22 protein-coding genes are annotated in these 19782 nt (G+C 49.2%); 10 read left to right on the top strand and 12 right to left on the bottom strand.

All coding sequences use genetic code 11. The features are described from left to right. Nucleotides 1–265 precede the first annotated feature (265 nt). Nucleotides 266–736, top strand: a complete 471-nt coding sequence (locus tag ACKFKF_RS14475) for a response regulator (protein WP_446862679.1) — start codon at nucleotides 266–268, stop codon at nucleotides 734–736. Nucleotides 737–818: 82 nt separating this feature from the next. Here ACKFKF_RS14475 and ACKFKF_RS14470 read toward each other — a convergent pair whose 3' ends face one another. Then, nucleotides 819–1076 carry a hypothetical protein gene (locus ACKFKF_RS14470; RefSeq protein WP_446868331.1) on the bottom strand — a complete coding sequence of 86 codons (258 nt, stop codon included), beginning with the start codon at nucleotides 1074–1076 and terminating at the stop codon, nucleotides 819–821. 185 nt (nucleotides 1077–1261) lie between these two features. Here ACKFKF_RS14470 and ACKFKF_RS14465 point away from each other — a divergent pair, with 185 nt between their 5' ends. Beyond that, nucleotides 1262–3376 (top strand): response regulator, encoded by a 2115-nt coding sequence (locus ACKFKF_RS14465; protein ID WP_446868330.1) that lies wholly within the window; start codon nucleotides 1262–1264, stop codon nucleotides 3374–3376. A gap of 187 nt (nucleotides 3377–3563) precedes the next feature. On the opposite strand, the gene hrcA is transcribed toward ACKFKF_RS14465, so the two are convergent. The 6 genes from hrcA to ACKFKF_RS14435 form a co-directional block, all read right to left on the bottom strand. Further along, nucleotides 3564–4640, bottom strand: a complete 1077-nt coding sequence (hrcA, locus tag ACKFKF_RS14460) for a heat-inducible transcriptional repressor HrcA (protein WP_446868329.1) — start codon at nucleotides 4638–4640, stop codon at nucleotides 3564–3566. 526 nt (nucleotides 4641–5166) lie between these two features. Next, complete coding sequence (locus ACKFKF_RS14455) at nucleotides 5167–5520, bottom strand: rhodanese-like domain-containing protein (protein ID WP_446858925.1); 354 nt, start codon at nucleotides 5518–5520, stop codon at nucleotides 5167–5169. Nucleotides 5521–5592: 72 nt separating this feature from the next. Further along, nucleotides 5593–7284: a GspE/PulE family protein gene (locus tag ACKFKF_RS14450; protein ID WP_446868328.1), complete on the bottom strand. Its 1692-nt coding sequence runs from the start codon at nucleotides 7282–7284 to the stop codon at nucleotides 5593–5595. Between the two features lie 149 nt (nucleotides 7285–7433). Next, the gene (locus ACKFKF_RS14445; protein WP_446868327.1) at nucleotides 7434–7751 is read right to left on the bottom strand and encodes a hypothetical protein; all 318 of its coding nucleotides are present in this window, start codon (nucleotides 7749–7751) and stop codon (nucleotides 7434–7436) included. Nucleotides 7752–7893: 142 nt separating this feature from the next. Then, nucleotides 7894–8673: an amino acid ABC transporter ATP-binding protein gene (locus ACKFKF_RS14440; protein ID WP_446858928.1), complete on the bottom strand. Its 780-nt coding sequence runs from the start codon at nucleotides 8671–8673 to the stop codon at nucleotides 7894–7896. 192 nt (nucleotides 8674–8865) lie between these two features. Beyond that, nucleotides 8866–9471 carry a TetR/AcrR family transcriptional regulator gene (locus tag ACKFKF_RS14435; RefSeq protein ID WP_446868326.1) on the bottom strand — a complete coding sequence of 202 codons (606 nt, stop codon included), beginning with the start codon at nucleotides 9469–9471 and terminating at the stop codon, nucleotides 8866–8868. A gap of 271 nt (nucleotides 9472–9742) precedes the next feature. Between ACKFKF_RS14435 and ACKFKF_RS14430 the strand changes: the two genes are divergently transcribed. From ACKFKF_RS14430 to ACKFKF_RS14415, 4 genes are all read left to right on the top strand, one after another. Then, entirely contained in the window at nucleotides 9743–9934 is a 192-nt protein-coding gene (locus tag ACKFKF_RS14430; protein WP_446868325.1) for a hypothetical protein, read from the top strand. 300 nt (nucleotides 9935–10234) lie between these two features. Next, on the top strand, nucleotides 10235–10696 hold the full coding sequence (locus tag ACKFKF_RS14425) for a VOC family protein (RefSeq protein ID WP_446868324.1): 462 nt from the start codon (nucleotides 10235–10237) through the stop codon (nucleotides 10694–10696). Nucleotides 10697–10714: 18 nt separating this feature from the next. Further along, nucleotides 10715–11608 carry an aldo/keto reductase gene (locus ACKFKF_RS14420; protein ID WP_446868323.1) on the top strand — a complete coding sequence of 298 codons (894 nt, stop codon included), beginning with the start codon at nucleotides 10715–10717 and terminating at the stop codon, nucleotides 11606–11608. 442 nt (nucleotides 11609–12050) lie between these two features. Continuing rightward, the gene (locus ACKFKF_RS14415) at nucleotides 12051–12773 is read left to right on the top strand and encodes a Uma2 family endonuclease (protein ID WP_446868322.1); all 723 of its coding nucleotides are present in this window, start codon (nucleotides 12051–12053) and stop codon (nucleotides 12771–12773) included. 16 nt (nucleotides 12774–12789) lie between these two features. On the opposite strand, the gene ACKFKF_RS14410 is transcribed toward ACKFKF_RS14415, so the two are convergent. Together ACKFKF_RS14410 and ACKFKF_RS14405 are read right to left on the bottom strand one after the other, a co-directional pair. Then, on the bottom strand, nucleotides 12790–12951 hold the full coding sequence (locus ACKFKF_RS14410) for a hypothetical protein (protein WP_446868321.1): 162 nt from the start codon (nucleotides 12949–12951) through the stop codon (nucleotides 12790–12792). Then, entirely contained in the window at nucleotides 12945–13148 is a 204-nt protein-coding gene (locus tag ACKFKF_RS14405; RefSeq protein ID WP_446868320.1) for a hypothetical protein, read from the bottom strand. Before ACKFKF_RS14405 ends, ACKFKF_RS14410 begins: the two co-directional genes overlap by 7 nt. A gap of 114 nt (nucleotides 13149–13262) precedes the next feature. On the opposite strand from ACKFKF_RS14405, the gene ACKFKF_RS14400 reads away from it, so the two are divergent. After that, complete coding sequence (locus ACKFKF_RS14400) at nucleotides 13263–13496, top strand: hypothetical protein (RefSeq protein ID WP_446868319.1); 234 nt, start codon at nucleotides 13263–13265, stop codon at nucleotides 13494–13496. 62 nt (nucleotides 13497–13558) lie between these two features. Continuing rightward, entirely contained in the window at nucleotides 13559–13852 is a 294-nt protein-coding gene (locus tag ACKFKF_RS14395) for a hypothetical protein (protein WP_446868318.1), read from the top strand. Nucleotides 13853–13954: 102 nt separating this feature from the next. Here the strand turns inward: ACKFKF_RS14395 and ACKFKF_RS14390 are convergent, their stop codons facing one another. Both ACKFKF_RS14390 and proB read right to left on the bottom strand, forming a co-directional pair. Continuing rightward, nucleotides 13955–14923, bottom strand: coding sequence for a protochlorophyllide reductase (locus ACKFKF_RS14390; protein WP_446868317.1), 969 nt, complete (start codon nucleotides 14921–14923; stop codon nucleotides 13955–13957). A 251-nt stretch (nucleotides 14924–15174) separates the two neighbouring features. Then, nucleotides 15175–16275: a glutamate 5-kinase gene (gene proB, locus ACKFKF_RS14385; protein ID WP_446868316.1), complete on the bottom strand. Its 1101-nt coding sequence runs from the start codon at nucleotides 16273–16275 to the stop codon at nucleotides 15175–15177. A gap of 375 nt (nucleotides 16276–16650) precedes the next feature. Between proB and ACKFKF_RS14380 the strand changes: the two genes are divergently transcribed. Both ACKFKF_RS14380 and ACKFKF_RS14375 read left to right on the top strand, forming a co-directional pair. Further along, nucleotides 16651–17136 (top strand): Tab2 family RNA-binding protein, encoded by a 486-nt coding sequence (locus ACKFKF_RS14380; protein WP_446868315.1) that lies wholly within the window; start codon nucleotides 16651–16653, stop codon nucleotides 17134–17136. A gap of 28 nt (nucleotides 17137–17164) precedes the next feature. Continuing rightward, nucleotides 17165–18037, top strand: a complete 873-nt coding sequence (locus ACKFKF_RS14375; protein WP_446868314.1) for an S-methyl-5'-thioadenosine phosphorylase — start codon at nucleotides 17165–17167, stop codon at nucleotides 18035–18037. Between the two features lie 422 nt (nucleotides 18038–18459). Here the strand turns inward: ACKFKF_RS14375 and dnaN are convergent, their stop codons facing one another. Next, nucleotides 18460–19617, bottom strand: coding sequence for a DNA polymerase III subunit beta (dnaN, locus tag ACKFKF_RS14370; RefSeq protein ID WP_446858938.1), 1158 nt, complete (start codon nucleotides 19615–19617; stop codon nucleotides 18460–18462). Nucleotides 19618–19782 lie beyond the last annotated feature (165 nt).

Here is a 19782-nt window from a genome sequence, read left to right as displayed (position 1 = left end):
TTGATCGAGTAGACGGTTACACAGGTGCGATCGGCATCTCTGTATCCCTATCTTCCAGTAGACGCGATTTTTGGGTAGAAGGGTTTTAATGAGGCGAACTGTTGCGGCGAATGGTCTGCATCTCTAGTGGGCAGTGTCTTCGCACTACAGATCTGTTATTGAATGCTTTTCCTAATCGCGTTTCTCACAACGCACTACGGACGACGCACTGTAAACTAACACTGCGGACTACGCACTACGGAGTAAAGGAGATGACAACGATTCCATGACAGAAACGGATATGAGACGTATTTTGCTCGTCGAAGACAGTACCAATGATGTGGAATTGATTTTGACATCGCTGTCTGACAATCACCTGGCAAATGAAGTGGTGGTCGTACGAGATGGAGAGGAGGCACTCAATTATCTTTATCGTCGCGGCATTTTTAAGATGCGGATGGAAGGCAATCCTGTGGTGATTTTGCTCGATCTCAAGTTGCCTAGAGTCAATGGGATGGAGGTGCTTTCTCAGATTCGATCGGAGCCTAGCTTTCGATTAGTGCCTGTGGTGGTGCTGACTTCTTCCCGTGAGGAACCTGATTTGCTCAACTGTTATGAGTTGGGAGCCAATGCCTATGTTGTCAAGCCGATCGACTTTCACGAATTTGTGGATGTGATCAAACAGGTCGGACTCTTCTGGGCCGTCGTCAACCAACCCCCACCAGGATCGTTGCCCTCCGCGAGCAGTAACCGATAGAAGGTAGGGATGAGGGAGGAAGAATGAGGGATGAGGGATGAATAAAGCTTTGTGTTGTGATTCTAATACTGTTTTGCTTTATTCATCGTTGGTCTCTCATTTCTGCTTGGTGGTCAATTTGGTGAAAGACTTTGGACAAAATAGTATTTAAAGCCAAAGGTCTTTCGCTTAACGTCTTTTCTGTTTTGCTCAAGGTCTTTTGCGTTTCGTCTAGCGTCTTTTCTATTTCGCTTAACGTCTTTTCTACTTTGCCTAACGCCTTTTGTGTTTTGCCTAACGCCTTTTCTCTTTCGCTCAACGTCTTTTCCCTTTCGCTCAACGTCTTTTCTGTTTTACCCAACGCCTTTTCTACTTTGCCTAACGCCTTTTCTGTTTTGCCTAACGCCTTTTGTCTAATGTCTTCCCAACCTCAACGTTACTTAACTGATCAGCAAAGAACGATCAATTCAGATCTTTGATATCTGCATTCATCCTTCATTCCTCTCGCGAAGCGTGTCGAAGACAACCCCTCATCCCTTCCCTCTCATGAGTCCACTTTACTTTTTGCTGTTAGAAGATAGTTTGTTAGACACAGAACTGGTGCAAATTGCACTGGCAGACGGAGAAATTGAGTGTGAAATGAAACGGGTAGACACGCGATCGGACTTTGTTGAGGCGCTAGAGACAGATTCGTTTGATTTGATATTGTCAGACTATGCGCTGCCAGGGTTTGACGGGATTTCTGCCCTCGCGGTGGCTCAAAGTGTGCGTCCCGAAGTGCCGTTTATCATCGTATCGGGGACGCTGGGCGAAGAACTGGCGATCGAGATGCTCAAAAGTGGCGCAACTGATTACATTCTCAAACAGCGACTTGACAGGCTAGTTCCCTCGGTCAAGCGGGCCCTGCGAGAAGCCCAGGCTCGACGCGATCGCCAACAAGCCGAACTTGCCCTACAAGAGAGTGAGAATCGTCTGCGATTTTTGGCGGAGGCCAGCGTCATTCTCACCGCGTCTCTCGATTACAAAATCACGCTCGAAAATATTGCGAGTCTGACAGTGCCTTTTTTGGCGGACTTTTGTTTTTTTGATGTGGTCACTTCAGAAGGAGAGATCCAGCGGGCGGCCTGGAGTTATTGCGATCGCGCTCAGACTGATTGGTTTGCTCAGATTCAGTCCTTTGTCCCGTCTCAGCGTTTTGCTCATCATCCCACTCGACAAGCGATCGCCAGTGGCAGATCTGCTCTAACGCCCGTCGTCACGGATGAATGGATGCAAACGATCGCGACTCGTGACGAACATTTAAAATTTATGCGAGCGCTTCAGTTTCAATCAGAAATTGTGGTGCCGTTGGTGATTCACGATCGACGCTTGGGCGTGTTGACTTGTGGCTATACCGCTGCTTCCGGGCGACGTTATACAGAAACCGATCTCCGACTTGTAGAAGAATTAGCCAACCGGGCCGCGATCGCATTAGACAATGCCCAACTCTATGAGCAAGCACAAGAAGCTAATCGCCTCAAAGATGAATTTTTAGCCGTCCTGTCTCATGAATTGCGAACGCCACTCAATCCGATTTTGGGATGGTCAAAGTTATTAAAAGCAAAACTCTACGATCGCACCACTTTGATACGCGGGCTGGAAACGATCGAACGCAACGCCCAGATCCAAACGCAACTGATCGAAGATCTCTTAGATGTCTCTCGAATTCTCAGCGGAAAGCTAACTTTAAAACACAATTTGGTCAGCCTCATACCGATTATTGAATCAGCGTTAGAAACGGTACGATTATCCGCAGAAGCGAAAGCGGTCAACCTGACATTCTCCATCTCAGATCATCTTGAAGCGCCAGCCTTTCAAATCGTTGGTGATGCGAGTCGGCTCCAGCAGGTTTTTTGGAATCTCTTCTCCAACGCCATCAAATTTACGCCGCCCAACGGACAGGTACAAATTCACATCACAGCCAGCGATCCACACCCTGAAGGGGGCATTGCTCAAATCCAAATCACCGACACCGGAAAAGGCATCCCCGCTTCTTTTTTGCCCTATGTGTTTGACTACTTTCGTCAGGCAGACGGCAGCACAACTCGCACCTTTGGCGGACTGGGAATCGGACTGGCGATCGTTCGTCATCTCGTCGAATTGCACGGCGGCACCGTCCATGCAGACAGCCCCGGAGAAGGACAAGGCTCAACCTTTACCGTAAAGCTGCCCCTCAAACAAACCGCAGACAACTTCTCGGCTCCAACGCCTGCCCCTCCTCTCGTGTCAGCGCCTTTGGCAGGTATGCAGATTCTTGTAGTAGACGACGAAAAAGACACCCTCGACCTCCTGACCTTTTTGCTCGAAGAAGCAGGCGCGATCGTGACTCCTGTTTCATCCGTCCAAGCCGCTCTATCTGCCGTCAAACAAGCCGTCCCCAACCTGCTCATCAGTGATGTTGGAATGCCCGATCAAGATGGGTACACGTTGATCAACCAACTGCAACTACAGCAAGCAGACATTCCCGCGATCGCCATCACCGCCTACGCCAGAGAAGAAGATCGCCAAAAAGTAATGGCCGCCGGATTTCAAACCTATTTGACGAAACCGATCGAACCCGATGCCGTGATTGCTGCCATCACAAACTTGAACCTCCCAATCCCAAGTAACGTCGATCGGTAGGACGATCGCTGATCGTGAATTGGTAAATTCTTCGCTTCGATATTTGACGCTTCTGCCCCAAGCTGCCAATTCTAAGGGACTTTAAGAGAAGAATTCTGGTTCAAAGTCGCCTACTCGTGGGGGATTTAGGGGGCTGCCCGAATTTACAACCGTAGCGAGAAATAGCCTCATCCCTCATCCCTCATCCCTAACTCAGAGCGTCTGAAATGTAATCGGCGGTAGCTTCGACAAGGGCGATCGTATCTTCGTAGACCATGCGCGTCGGCCCCAACACACAAACACTTCCGACAGGGACAGTGCCGCGATTATAGGTCGAAGAAATCAGCGTACAGGTGCGAATCGGCTCTAGCGAATTTTCGGAACCAATGCGAACGGTGACTCGTTTGCCCAACAGTTCAGAATCGGGTGGCTCGAAAATCAGGGGCATCAACTGATGTTGTTCTTCTTCGAGCAGGTGCATGATCGTTTTGATCTGGCTGAGTTCCGAAAATTCTGGCTGACGCAGCACTTCAGACACACCGCTGACCATAATCTGGGTAGGGGCTGATGATTTAGACAGACGGCGCGACAGATCTGTGACCAGCGAGGTGAGAAACTGACTGTAGCGATCGAACTCTCGCCCCAACTCACTCCAGTCTAAAGTCGCAATCTCAGCAGGCGATCGCCCCCGAAGCTGATCGTTCAAAAAGTTAGAGAGAATCTGCAACTCTCGTGCGACCAGTTCTGGATCGCCATCTTCCTCAACCTGCGGCAACTCCATCAAGACCGATTGCGTTTCGTAAGTATCATTGACCACAATCAGCATGACGCGCTGGGGGTCGATTTGCACAAGCTGCAAGTGACGCAACTCAGTCGTCCGGCTAAAGGGCATCGTGATCAGCGTAATATAGCCACTCAACGTCGCCAAAATTTGAGCCGCCCCTTTGAGCAGCGCTTCAAAACTCCATTCGTCCCAATTGAGCCGACCTGTTAACAATTGCTCAACCTGATAGCTCAACTCGGTCGAAGGGGTAATTAGCTGATCAACATAGATGCGGTAGCCCGAATCAGACGGAATGCGCCCTGCCGAGGTGTGAGGCTGATAGAGCAATCCTGCTTTTTCTAAAAAGCCCATCGCATTGCGAATCGTCGCCGAACTAACGCTAAGTTGATATCCTTTCACGAGGGCCTCAGATCCGACAGGCTCGGCCGTCGCGATGTAGTGGCGCACCGTTGCCCAAAGAACTTGCTGCTGTCGATTCGTCAGATTCATGTGAGTAGACATTTTGAAAAGCTAAATCTTAAATCTCAGACTAGGATTCAGTCTCAGTCAGATACCTGATTGACTGACAAATCTTTTCAGGTAGGTTGGGTTAAACCTGGTGAAACCCAACGTTAGCAACGGTAGAAAGACTGCTGTTGGGTTTCGCGTTGCTCAACACCAACCTACGAAGAATCGAGGGTTTCAGGAGTTTTGTCAGTCAACCAGGTCAGATACACCAATTGAACCTAAGATAGCAGATTCTTGATTTTGGCTTTTATTTGGGATCGCTGTGGTAGCAAACGCGGCAGGAAGACAGAAGAGACTTTAGACTTTGGACACAAGACAGGTCTACAAGGCTTTGGTTGGCGATCGAAGCGGTTCCCACATTCGTCAGCTTAAATTCTATGAGGTTCTTTCGCTTCGATCTTCAGCGCTTTTGCCCCCCAACCCCCCAGTTCTGGGGACTTCCGGGCAATTTACGGCCTCCTCGCGCAGCGGATTACCCCCAAAGGGGGAACAAATCATCGAAGCTCTCCCTCATCCCTCGCTAATATCTGGGAATTGATCGATCCACGGCGATCGCATACGCATCAATCCCGCCCATAATATTCTTCACCTGCGTAAAGCCCTGTTGAATTAGCCATTGGCACATTTGCGCCGATCGCATTCCGTGATGACACAGCACCAACGTTTCTTTTTGAGGATCGAGACGAGTGTGAATCTCTTCAGACCATTCGGCGTAGTCGCTCAGGGGCAACACGATGAACCCAGGCAAGCCAGCCGTTTCGACTTCCCAAACTTCTCGCACATCGACAAGCTGTAAGTCTTGGGGATCGGCCAGCTTTTGGGCCAGTTCGGTGACGCTGATCTGAGAGAGCGGTTGACTGTCAAAGTTGGACATAGAGGACACTGGGGAAGCGATCGCTTCAACCAACGAGACATGGATACTGAAATCTTGACACAGCCTGCGCCCTCAACTGCCAGACGCATTCATCAATTTCTTTTTGGTGTGGGCTGGGCGGACTTCGCTCATTGTTGATTTGCGATAAAGCGAACTGTGAGGCAAAACGCGCAGCACTTCTTCGACGGTCGTGATCCCCTGGGTGATCTTCTCGATCGCCGACACCCGAAACGAGTCAAAATTGTCGCCATCTAATAAGTAGCGCTGTAGCTGGGTCATCGTGCCTTCGTAAATAATTTGTCGCAGCGTATCATCGACGTTGAGTAGCTCAATAATTGCCTCGCGTCCCAAATACCCCGAATTAAAGCAGCGATTGCAGCCTTTGCCTTTGCGCCATTCGTGTCCGATGTGGTCGCGATCGATGCCCAAAGCTTTGAGATCTTTCTCGCTAGGTTGGTAAGGCTCAGAGCAGTGGGGACAATTTTTTCGCACGAGGCGCTGGGCCACCACTCCCAACAACGCATCACTGATCAAACCGGGGTCGGGGCCAATATCCTTAAGTCTGGGAACGGCGCTCATTGCATCATTGGTGTGTAGCGTTGTCAAAACCAGGTGTCCGGTTAGGGCGGCTCGAATGCCCGTTTCAGCAGTTTCGTGATCGCGAATTTCGCCCAGCATGATGATGTCGGGGTCTTGGCGCAAAATGGCTCTCAGTCCGGCTGCAAAGGTCATCCCCGCTGCCTCATGGACTTGAGTTTGCGTAATGCGCGGCAGAATGTACTCGACCGGATCTTCGACGGTGACGACGTTGACAAATTCAGTAGCGATCGCCTGCAAGCTCGTGTACAGAGTGCTGGTTTTGCCTGATCCCGTCGGGCCCGTAAAGATAATCATGCCTTGAGGTTGACGCAGCCAGCGCTGGTAGATTTCGAGCGTTTTGGGAGAAAAGCCCAATTCTTCCATGTTTGAGAAGGGATTTTGACGGGGCAGCAGTCGGATGACGGCCTTTTCTCCGCCGACACAGGGCAAGGTGCTGACGCGCATATCCAGTCCCAGATCGGTGTCTTGACCAGAGGCGTAGCTTTCTCCGATGCGGGCATCTTGAGGGCGACGGCTTTCTGAGATATCCATGTTGGCCATGACTTTGAGGGCGACGATCGCTCGCCGACTCACTTCGATAGGCAGGGTGGTAATGTCGCGCAAAATGCCGTCAATTCGATAGCGAACGCGCAGTCCAGCAGGGGTCGGCTCTAAGTGAATGTCGCTGGCCCGATTTCGCAAGGCCCCCGAAATAATGGTTCTGATCCGTCCGATTTGGTCGGCTGCTTTTGAGAGATAGAGTTCGGTGACTTCGCCAATGTTTTCGGCTTCGAGTTCTCCGGTGAGGGGGTTGACCAGGGGAGTCGAGCTAATTTGATTGTGGTCGAGGTTGGCGGTGTGATACCAGGCGCGGTAGCTTTTATCGGTGACGGGAATAATTTTGACGTTGGTGAAGGTGCGATCGCTCAGTTCCTGAACCTGCTTGTCAGAGAGCGTTACGGGGCTGCCCAGATAAAAACAGTTGCGCCACAGTAAAAGGGGAATTAGAGGCGGCAGGGCGTTGCGATCGGGAAATTCTCGCAAAAATCGATGGCTGACTTCTCGATCCAATAGTTCCAGTGTGACGTTGTTTTCTGAATCGACCAGCAGATGAAGCGCTTGTTCGCAGGTGATTTCACGGTTTTTGAGTTGTTGCCAGACCGAGAGTGAATTAGGAGCTTTCATGGTCTTTTTAGTGCGGGAACGTCAGGAGTACGAGCTAAAGCAGCCGATGGATTGCTTTGTCAACGCTTCGGTGATCCTACTGTATGGTTAAGCTGTGCTACAAGCATTTCTGGCTACAATCCTGCTACTTGAAGCTGAGAGAAAATTAATTAGCGATCGCTGTCTGCTTGTTCCTTTACTTCGTCGATTGCTGAGGCTGATCCGGGATGTTGAATGCGACTTTTTTCGATAAATTGCTTCATGGCGATGCGGCGATTGGTCATAAAGCGACTCCAAAAGCCGGGGATGATGCCGTCCATTGTTTTGGCGATCGACCACACTTCCATAGCCATGATGTTGTAGAAGGCGCGATCGGCTCGTCTCAGCTTGTCCAGCCATTCGTCTAAAGTCATTGCGGGCAACGATTCTAGCGAGTCTTGTGGGTCGGGTGTGGGGTCGGGTGCTGGATCGGGTGTGGGGTCGAGCATGGCGATCGGCTTACTACAACACTACGAAAGATGCCCTTTTTTGTTAAATCAGCAGACATGGGGGACTTTGGACTTTGGATTTTGGACAGTATTTAAAGTCTCCAGTCTAATGTCTAACGTCTAACGTCCTCTACGTCTCTCTTTAATGCAGAATCTGTGAGAGAAATTTTTTAGCCCGATCGCCTTTGGGATTGGTGAAAAACTCGGTGGGGGTGGTGTCTTCGATGAGTAAGCCTTCGTCCATAAAGACCACACGATCGGCGACTTCGCGGGCAAATCCGACTTCATGAGTGACGCAGACCATTGTCATGCCAGAGTTGGCCAGCGATCGCATCACCTGTAAGACTTCTTGCACCATTTCGGGATCGAGGGCGGAGGTGGGTTCGTCAAACAACATAACTTTGGGCTGCATGGCCAAGGCACGGGCGATCGCGACTCGCTGCTGTTGTCCTCCCGAAAGCTGACCGGGATACTTATTCGCCTGTTCTAAAATGCCGACGCGCTCTAGGAGTTGACCTGCATCATCTTTGGCTTTGGCTTTTGTCCATTTGCGGACGTGGGTGGGAGCCAGCATCACATTCTCTAACACCGTCAGATGCGGAAATAAATTGAACTGCTGAAACACCATGCCCACTTCGCGGCGAATCGCTCCCACATCTTTCATGTCTTGCGATAGCTGAATGCCGTCAATCTCGATGCTGCCTTTTTGATACTCTTCGAGGGCGTTGAAGGTGCGAATAAAGGTGGATTTGCCTGACCCAGAGGGCCCCATCATCACGACGACTTCGCCTTTATTGACCGTCAAACTGATGCCTTTGAGGACGTGAAAGTTGTTGCCGTACCACTTTTCGACCTCTCTGGCGATGATGATCGGGGTGGGAGTCATGTCGATACCTGCGGGTTGAAGTTGCGATCGTACCATTCTGTCATCCGAATCCTACTCTCAGCGTTTGGTTGAATACGAATTTGAGGTTTGGGGTGTAGGGTGTTGAACTGAAGCTAAACTTAGAGCTGTGCCGCTCATATTTCAGGTTGTGGCAGTAGTTTAAAGGCTACTTGTCGATGTTTAGGATTAGATTAGGTTAGATGATGGGGCGATCGCTTCCTCCAAACTCTAAACGCTAAGTCCCTTCATTACGACATCAACTAATTCATCTACAAAATCTTGAGTGAGTGGTGCGTGCCTGAGCAGCAAGCGGTAAAAAAGCGGGCTGTAGAGTGAATCAATCGCTACTTCTACATCCACATCAGAGCGTAATTCTCCCCGTTCAACGCCTTTGTTGAATACCTCACTGGCAACTTTACGACGCGGCATCAGCCAGTTTTCTCGAAATGCCTCCATTAATTCAGTATCTGTCTGTCCGCCACCGATCAACATGGCAATAATCTGTCCAGGTGGACTAAGCAGTACTTTTACCAATTGCTGCATTTGTAAACGAATGTCTTCTTTAACGGAGCCGCTATCTGGGAATGTCAATTCTGGATTGATCGCTGCCAGAAATGCATCCATCACCAAATGGGCTTTGCTTGACCAGCGGCGATAGATAGTGGGCTTCCCAACTTCAGCACGAGCCGCGATCGCCTCAATTGTCAGATCATTGAACCCTGTCTGATTCATCAATTCGTAGGCAGCCTCTAAGATGCGCTGGTGAGCCTCATCCGACCGAGGACGACCCGGACTTCGAGCAACGGAAACTTTTTTATTGACCCCCCTTGACATGATCTGCTTCCTCAAGATACTTTAGTTACGTGACGTAACGGTATTAAAGCAGGATTTACCTCAACAATCAAGCCCACAGGCAAAAAGTGCTGACCTCGAAAAGCCAGGTGAAGTATTTACAGCTAATTAATTAACGTTACGTCACGTAATTGCCTACTTTTTTTGACAGAGGAGCGCCATTATGAGTGCATTTCATCTGAGTAGAAGGTATCCCAGGCAAGGAAGTTCTTCTATGCATCCAGCCCAAAGAGCTACACCACCACGTTACAAAATGTTTTTGCTAACTTGGCTTGCGATTTATCCCCTAATTACAGCGATTCTCTGGCTGTTCGGCTCGTTTCTCTCCCTGTTTCCGCTGCCTCTGCGGACTTTGATTTTGACTGGAGCGCTTGTCTATTTGATGACCTACATCGTTATGCCGAAGCTGACGAGGCTGTTTCATCGCTGGCTCAATTCAAACTAAAGAGGCTGTTTCGACGATAAATCGCCAAATTCACCCTAGCTCTAACAGGAAATACTTAACGTTGGAAGGAAAACAATCATGCAAGCATCGCCAATCGCACCCACAATCATTTCAGCCGAAATCTGATTTGACCCAAATTGACTGCCCGCAAAAACTGCATCGCAGCACAACGTGTTCAAGCACCCACTCAATGCTTCAGGATGACACACCAGATGATGACATCTGGCAAGAGCTTGAACTGATTCACAGTTGGGTTGGTATCTAAATCGAAATCATTCAAATCTAAGCAAGGAGAAAATTATGACGACTCAAAATCCTGTATCCACATCTAGCCTGAGTTCTTTGCAAATCGACCATGTTGCGCTCAATGTTTCTAACTATGAAGAAACGCTTGCGTGGTATCGAGACAAGTTGGATGCGACGATCGAACGAGAATGGACAGTAGGCATTTTCCCAGACCTGAAACTGGCTTACTTGAACGTCTATGGATTTCGGATTGAAATTGTGAGCAGCACTCAGTCACGCTCTGGGATGCCTGAAACTAAAGACTTTGGTGAAGGATTACGTACCAGTGGTATTGGACATTTCTGTTTTCGAGTTGATGATGTCGATGCAGTACTAGCTGAATTGAACCGACGCAGGGTTCCAGCCTTTGTTGAACTGGGTAGCTACCCTGATGCTGGAGTTCGGCTCTGTTTTGTGAAAGACAATAACGGCAATCTCATCGAGTTTGTTACTCCCTTGCAAGATTCTGTGCAGTAATTTCTAGAGGATTTCATCATGGCTCACGAGTCTCAAAAAACGGCGATCGCAAACACTTTTCAACTGGGTAGTGATTTGAGTGTAAATCGTCTTGGTTACGGTGCGATGCGATTGACTGGACAGCCTGGAAACTTTGGTCGCTATGCTGATTGGACAGCCGGACAACAGTTGCTCCGTCGTGCTATTGAGCTAGGGATAAATTTCATCGATACGGCTGAATCCTATGGCCCCGGATACAACGAAGAACTGATTGCATCCGCACTCTATCCTTACCCAGACGATCTCGTTATTGCAACCAAAGGTGGTGTTCTCAAAACTGCGCCTGACAACATTCGTACTGATGGTTCACCCAAAAGCCTACAACGCAGTTGCGAAGCTAGCTTGCAACGCCTCAAAGTCGATCGAGTTGGACTCTATCAATTGCATCGTCCCGATCCAAATGTGCCTTTTGCAGAATCCATAGGGATGCTGGCAGAACTACAACGAGAAGGCAAGATTCGCCATATTGGATTATCAAATGTGACGATCGCCCAGATCGAAGCAGCAAGTCAGATTGTTGACATTTCTTCGGTACAAAATCGATTAAATCTAGCAGAACGGAATGGGGAGGATATACTTGATTACTGCACTCAGCACAACATTGCATTTATTTCATACTCACCACTTGGTGCACACCCACTTAAACGTGGCGCACCCCTTGCCAATACCGAAGGAATCCTGACAGAAATTGCGGCTCGTCAAGATGTGAAACCGAGTCAGATTGCCTTGTCTTGGATGCTCCATCGTGCGCCAAATCTCATTTTAATTCCTGGAACTACTACGATCTCACACCTCGAAGAAAATATTGCTGCTGCATCGATTGCACTCACAGCAGATGATATTAAACTTCTAAATGAAGCTCAGGTCTTCTAGCTTTACGTTTAGTCGCAGCAGCACAACAACGCTGGCGGACTGTCGAAAACCTCTGGCGTGGATAGGGCGAACGCACACGTTTCTTAACACGCTAGGGGTAGCGCAAGCTAGAGTTACACAACACTAAAGCAGCCAACCTTTTTCGCAATAAGCTCTGATTAATGAGACCATTCGCAATAAAGCGGTCAGAATTGGGGCTTATTGAGATATGTATTTTTGTATGCGTTTGCCCTACTGGCGTGGATGCCAAAGTTGCTTGCAGCAGCTGAACAGCAACGTTCTCCAGAATTGGCAGCTTGGGGGGCAGAAGATCTCAACCACGAAGCGAAAGAACTTCCATTCAAGCAAATCATGCTAATAGAATAAATCAGCCCCACAGGGTTTGGCGCAATCCTTACCCAAAATTCAGACGATAATAAGGCATCAGCGTTGGTCACTGCCCATGACTGGACAACTTCTAAACAATGACGTAGATAACGACGAACTCGTCACCCAGCTTGATATTAGTCATTTGGTGATTGAGGACGACATCCCGGTGGACAACTTTCAATCTGAAAAGCAGCAACGGCTCTTAGTAGAACCGCTCTATAGTTCTTGGTCGCCAGAAGTTTCATTCATTGCGGCGGCAAATGTAGGATTGTTTTATGCGTTAAAGCAAGACCCGATCGTCCCTGATGCGTTTCTGAGTCTCAATCTTCAAATGCCTGCGGACTGGAGCCAAAAGCAAAACCGCTCCTATTTTGTTTGGGAGTTTGGCAAGCTGCCGGAGGTTTGTATTGAAATTGTCTCCAATCGCAAAGGCAATGAGTTGGCTACCAAAAAAGCTGACTATGCCCGCATTGGTGTTGCTTACTATGCGGTGTTTGACCCGTTAAAGCAGCTTCAGGGTCAGGACGAACTGAATGGATCGCTTCTCAAGGTTTGGGAGTTGACCGGGAAGAACTATCGGGAATGCGCTGCCCCCGTTTGGTTGGAGTCAGTTGGACTCGGATTAACGGTCTGGGAAGGAACCTTTGAAGAGCAGACTGGACTTTGGTTACGTTGGTGCGATCGTCAAGGTCAAGTCATCCCCACGGGCGCAGAAGGTCGGGAAGTGGAACGTCAACGTGCCGATCGTCTAGCCGATCGCTTGAGAGCAATGGGTGTGAATGCAGATGAAATCTAGCCTTGTGAGGAGCCAATCAGCCCTGCAAGGTTTGTCGCCAAGATTCCAGCGATTCTAGAATTTGTTGGCGGCGCGATCGCACTTTCTCTATTTTTTGCTCATATCGAATTGTTTTTGTTTTTGATTCTTCGAGCCGATCTTCTAGTTCGGCCAGTTGCTCTTCGGCTTCTTCTAACAACTGGCTATAGATTCCCCCAAGGCTTTCAAGTCGGGATGCACCTGAATTTTGCCTAGTCCCAGTTGGGTGATCAGCTCCGATCGACTGATTCCCAGATTCTTCGCCCAATTGTCCAGCCCGACGATCGCGCGCTCCGTCAAGGTCACGGTCACATCTCGCTTTGGCTCTCCGTGTTCGGCTTTCCGAGCTTTTGGCATCACGATTCCCCATGCAACACCCCCTTATTTTACCCATGCTTGGTAGTTGCAATTTTACACGGGTAAGACTATGCTTTTCAATAAGATTGCATGGGTAAATTGAGGTGCCAAACGATGCGAGATTCCCGACCGAATCCTCATTTCCATCGTCCTTATGCGGTGGTTGCAGTGATGCCAGGACACAAACCGAGAGAAATTGGACAATTTAATAATCGAAGTGACGCGGATGCAATGGTGCGTTTTCTGCGGCGAAGCGTTCCGGCAGGTGACTTTTTTGTGACGTTTGACTGTGAGGATTTGCCAGGTGCGATCGACACTCCTCCCATCAAAAGCAATCTAGGAAAATAAATCGACGATCGACTACGATCAATGCATCAAAATGCAACTCACGCTGAAGACGCTAGGATTCTATGGTTGAGAATTCTGAAAACCTGTGCCCCAACTGTCAAAGTAACCACAACGTGATCAAAAAATTGATTTTGATTGGAGCCAAAAGCCCTAAAGCTTTATTTGGTGACGAAGAACGCTGTGGATATCACCGAAAAGATCAGCTTGCGATCGACGAGTGCAATCCCGAAGTGCTCGAAGAAAAACCGCTTGAGCAATTTCTAGAAGGTTACTTTTGTACCGCGTGTGACATCGGTTTTGTGAACGACATTTTGGCGATCGACGCTCATTCACTCAAATCAAAAAACCCAAGATGATCACATCTCAGGCTGAAAAAGGTCGATCGCAGAGTACTTTGAGAAACGTTATGTCGAATGGGAACCTTATCAAAAGGTGAATCACAAATAGAATGGTGAAGTCTACGCTACGGATACCAGCTTTTCGCTCAAGTCCCACATGCGAGCAGCTAAACGATCGTCGCTGGCTTTTTCGGATAGCTCTTGCACAAACGACTCACGCCCTTCTTTTTGACGATTGCCCCAACTCCAATGCACGCCTGACTGCTTAAACTGTGGGTCAGCCACCACTTGAGCGACGCGCTCTCCGGCCAACTCCTGCGACACATAGCCCCCCGTAATATTTTTCTGAAACCACGGGAAGACCTTTTGAAACAGCGGATAGCTATTGCGAAAAAGCGGCGTATCTGCCACACAGCCCGGATAAAGCGTGTTAAACACAATGCCCGTCGAGTCATGATAGCGGCGATGCAGTTCTCGACTGGTGATCATGTTACAGAGTTTGCTGTCTTTGTAAGCCTTGCCTGCCTTAAACGGTTTGCCATCAATCATCGAAATGGGTGCCTTAAAGCCCGCTTCAAAGCCTTCGAGATTGCCCAAGTCAGCAGGCGCAGGAATGGGAATCTTGCCGCCTAACTCCTTGGAATTTGCGGTTACCGTTCCTAAAATGATCAGTCTTGCTGCACCCGAAGCGGAATGTTTGAGATCATCCAATAGCAAATTGCACAGCAAAAAATGACCCAGATGATTGGTTGCCACACTTAACTCATAGCCTTCGGGCGATCGCAGCGGCTCTTTTAACAACGGCAGATAAACCGCAGCATTGCAGACGAGAGCATCCAACGATTTGCCACTTTCGTGAAAGGTTTTGACAAACTCACGCACGCTGGCCAGTGACCCCAAATCAATGTGCATTAAGGTGTAGCGATCGGGCGACATTCCTAGAGATTGGGCGGCTTGTTTGGCTTTTTCTAGATCTCGACACGCCATCACTACATGCCATCCCCGTAGGGCCAGCGCTTTTGCAGCATACAACCCAACACCAGAAGAGGCCCCGGTGACCACAACCGTCAAATTCTGATTTTGTTGCATCTTGTTAAACTCCGTTAGCCGTCCTGAAACGAACTGACAGTTTTCATCTTACCGATCAGGCGTAACGCTTGAGGAAATGCGACAAAATGTTATGAAATGGTTCGTGAGGAACGATATCAATTCTCTAAATCGACAAATCGACTTCTGTCCAATGCAGTTCTTTCGCTTCGCTGGTTACATCTTCTGCCCCCCAAGCTGCCAATTCTGGGAGACTTTAAAACCAACGTCTAGTGTCCAGCGTCTAGAAGCCTCTACTTCAAAACTAAATTGTCTCGATGGACGATCGTCTCTGCCCCCGCATAACCCAGAATTTCGGCAATCTCTTCGGACTTGTGACCGCGAATTTTTTGGAGTTCGGTGCTGGTGTAGTTGACGAGACCTCTAGCGATTTCGTGACCGGAATGATCACACAATTTCACCGCATCCTGGCTCTCAAACTTGCCTTCGACTTGAATGATCCCGGCAGCTAAGAGCGACTTGCCATCTTTGCGAATGGCTTTGACGGCTCCATCATCTAACAAGAGTTTGCCTGTGGGAATGAGTCCGTGGGCGATCCAGCGTTGGCGGGCGTTGATCGGTCGGGGCTGTGGCTCAAATTGCGTCCCGATCGCTTCCCCTTGCAGCACTTTGAATAAATTGTGGGGCGATCGACCCTGCATGATCACCGTTCTCACGCCCGCACCTGTGGCAATCTGGGCCGCCGAAATCTTGGTCACCATGCCGCCTGTTCCCCAATTAGAGCCAGAACTGCCCGTTTTGACGGTCAACTGCTCGATATTCTGCACAAGTGAAATCGGTTGAGCATTGGGATCGCTACGGGGATCGGTCGAGTAGAGACGATCGACATCCGTCATCAAAAACAACCAATCGGCATCCACCAAACTCGCCACCAGCGCCGACAGCGTATCATTATCGCCAAACTTCAATTCATCGACCGCAACGGTATCATTTTCATTGACGATCGGAATCACATCCAGCCGCAGTAATTCTTGAAACGTTCGGTACACATTTACATAATGGTTTCGCTCGACCAGATCGCCGCGAGTTAAGAGAACCTGAGCGATCGGTTGCTGCATTGCCGTAAAAAAGTCATCATAAATTCGCATTAGACGACCTTGACCCACTGCGGCTACGGCCTGTTTGAGGGCGATCGCTTTGGGCCGTTCGGTTAACCCCAATCTTGCACAGCCAATTCCCACCGCCCCTGACGACACCAAGACGACTCGATGACCCTGCTGCCGCAACGTGCTGAGAACTTCAACTAAGGTGGCGATCGTCGAGAGGGCCAATTGTCCCGTTTCGGGTTGAGTCAGGCTAGAAGTACCAATTTTGACCACTAAAGTTTGAGTCATGACACCGCTAAAAATTGAGGCGCAAATCAAAATTTTCTATCTCTGTCCTAAATCCTGCGGACGGAGGGATCTTCTATTATCCCAAATTCGGCACCGTCCAAAAAATTACCGACCATTGGCGCTAACTTGAATTCGATGAAGATTTTTTGCTTCGTTGTCAAGCGCTTCTGCCTCCCAAACTGCCAATTCTAGAGGACTTTAAGATCAGCGTTCTGGTTCAAAGTTCTCTATTTATCTCTATTTAATAGATAAGCTGTTTGATCAATTCACGCTCGATTAACCAAAATTTCTTGACAGACTACGAGGAAACGTCAAGAATCCTCAGATGGCGAGTCGTTATTAAACCATCTTTAGCGCTTTTCTTTTTCTTTATTTATGAGAAATCCACCTCAACCTCTACCAGATAATCTTTGGGGCGATCGCTGGCGATTTGCCTCCCTACCCGCCGCTGATCTCGAAGATGCCTTTAGAGATCGCCTGATTCCCATTCTAGAAATGCCGACAGAATGGCTGCCGATCGCGTTGGGTGTCGCTTCTATCACACTGATTCCGGGGGTTGTCATTGATGGAGGACGGCGATCGCTCGCGATCGCTCGCTGGCTACAAACCGCCCAACCTGTCTCACTCAATCACATTGCAGGCGCACCCGACGGACTCATTTTAGAAGCGGGAGCCGTCGATCGCTGGATAGTCGCCACCTTTGAAGACTCAGAGGTACGATCGGCTGCCCAACTCTACCAACAGCGCAAACAAGCTAGCCAGGGACTCCATTTTCTCTTGATCCAACCCGACGATTCGGGGATGACCTACACAGGCTTTTGGCTGCTCAATTCTCAAGCTCAACAGAACACAGTAAAATAATCCCGATTCGCAAACGCAAAAACCTCATATGTCTCAAGCAAAAATCGGCATCATCGGCGGCAGTGGTCTCTATAAAATGGATGCCCTCAAAGACGTAGAAGAAGTCCAGATCACAACGCCCTTTGGGTCACCCTCGGATGCGCTGATCTTGGGCACCCTGGAGGATACGCGAGTTGCATTTCTAGCTCGTCACGGACGCAACCATCATCTGTTGCCAATCGAGCTACCGTTTCGAGCAAACATCTACGCCATGAAGAGTTTGGGCGTTGAATACTTGATCTCTGCGTCGGCGGTCGGGTCGCTTAAAGAAGAAGCCAAACCGTTGGATATGGTGGTGCCCGATCAGTTTATCGATCGTACCAAAAATCGCATTTCCACTTTTTTTGGCGATGGCATTGTCGCTCACGTTGCCTTTGGTGATCCGATTTGCGTTCGTTTAGCCAACCTATTAGCGGATACGGTTGCCGATCTCAATTTCTCTGAAGTCACGCTGCATCGAGGCGGCACCTATGTCTGCATGGAAGGCCCTGCCTTCTCGACCAAAGCCGAATCAAACCTGCACCGCAGTTGGGGCGCAACGGTAATCGGCATGACAAACTTGCCCGAAGCAAAGCTGGCACGAGAAGCCGAAATCGCCTATGCAACGCTGGCCCTGGTCACAGATTACGATTGTTGGCATCCTGATCATGACAGCGTAACGGTCGAGATGGTGATTGGCAACTTGCAAAAAAATGCCGCCAACGCTCAAAAAGTTATTCAAGAAACCGTGCGCCGCCTGACTCAAAACCCACCTGTTTCTGACGCTCACTCCGCCTTGAAATACGCCATTCTTACGCCGTTAGAAAAAGTCCCTGCTGCAACTAAAGAGAAGCTGGCGCTCTTATTGCAAAAATATTTGTAGCGTTCGCTTTACTTAACGACTTTAACACTCAGATTGTGTGAATTCGATCAAATTTTTCATCCATATCCACCTGAAAATGCCCCCAAATCCCCACCCGTGAGGAACTCTGAACTCAAACATTTGCTCTAAAGTCCTCCAGAATTGGGGGTTGGGGGGCAGAAGATCTAAACAACGAAGCCTACAAATTTTCTAGAGTTGACATTTGTACAGCAATCCCAAATCACTCGTGAAATGCAGACTTGATCGTGCCCCCTAAATCCCCCAACTTTGGGGGACTTTGAGCCGAGAGACTTCCTAGATTTCAAGACCCATTCCCCAGTTTCAAAGTCCCCCATTCTGGGGGATTTAGGGGGCGAAGCGGACTGGAACGGAGCGACAAAAATCTGTTCCTGACTCATTTAGGATTGCTATAGATCAAGAGATCAAGATCTTACTTGCACAGGCATCACCAAATAAGTCATCTTCAGACTTCCCAACGGTGTGAGAATCGCGGGACTGGTGGCAGTATTTAGCTGCATCTGAACTTCGGATGTATTGATTGCTTTGAGACCCTCGACAAGGTATTTCACATTAAAAGCAACGTCTAACCCATCGCCCGTGATTTGAGCAGGCATCGACTCGCGACCACTTCCCACATCTTGAGCGTCTACTGACAGCGTAAGTTCTTGATTACTACTGTCGAGCGTCATTTTGACGATGTTGTTTTTTTGGTCAGCCAACACCGAGATCCGTTCTAAAGCACCGAGTAGAAGGCGACGATCGAGCGTCATCTGATGCGAAAACTGGCGAGGAATCAGTTGCCGATAGTTGGGATATTGCCCTTCTAGCAAGCGGCTGGTCAGGCGTTGATCCGTCCATTCAAAAACGACTTGCCCTTGATCAAATCGGACTGCGATCGACGCGCCACTTTGCCCCAACATTTTCATCAATTCTTGCAGCGCCTTGGCAGGAATCGTCACATTCAAGCTGGCATCGTTTTCGGTTTTGCTGGCGGGTGATCCATCCTCTTCCTGGTTGAGGGTCTGCACGACGGCGAGACGGTGCCCATCGGTAGCAGCAAACTCCAACCCATCGGGCTGCAAACTGAGGTGAACACCCGTCAAAACTTGTTTGGTCTCGTCCGCGCTCGAAGAAAAGAGGGTGCCACGCAGTCCATCAATGAGTGCTTCGGTGGAGAGGTGAGCTAATTCGCCCTCTGCGATCGCAGGTAGTTCGGGAAATTCTTCGGCTCCCAGTCCTCGCATTTGATAGCGTCCCGATGCACAGGTCAGGGTGGTCAACATTCCGGTCTCGGCGTTGAGGTCACTGTCTAAGGTAATGTCGCCATCAGGCAAGCGTGAAACGATGTCACCGAGCAGTTTGGCAGGCAGGGTAAGGGTGCCACTTTCTTCAACTTTGGCAGCAAAGCTAGTTTGAATTCCTAAGCTGAGATCAAAGGCGCTCAGGCTGACTTGTTGAGTGGTGGCATCAGCGTTGAGTAAGACGTTGGCTAAGACTGGGTGCGTGGGGCGTGATGAAACGGCACGGCTGACCAGTGAGAGGTGAGTGTTGAGGTTGTTTTGGGCGCAGACCAGTTTCATGGCAGTTGGGAGGGCTAAGAGGAAAAAGGCAGGTGAACTTGTTTTAAAGGTCGTTTTGGATCTGGGAAGCGGCTCAAACAGTTCTAAGAAATTCTTGCTTGAGCATAGTAGCACCCATTTCTAGATCGTTCCACCGGGTCTGAAGTTGGCTTGGTGAAAGGATTG

Source organism: Phormidesmis sp. 146-12 (genome assembly GCF_052939495.1).
This window is presented reverse-complemented; position numbering and strand designations above follow the sequence as displayed.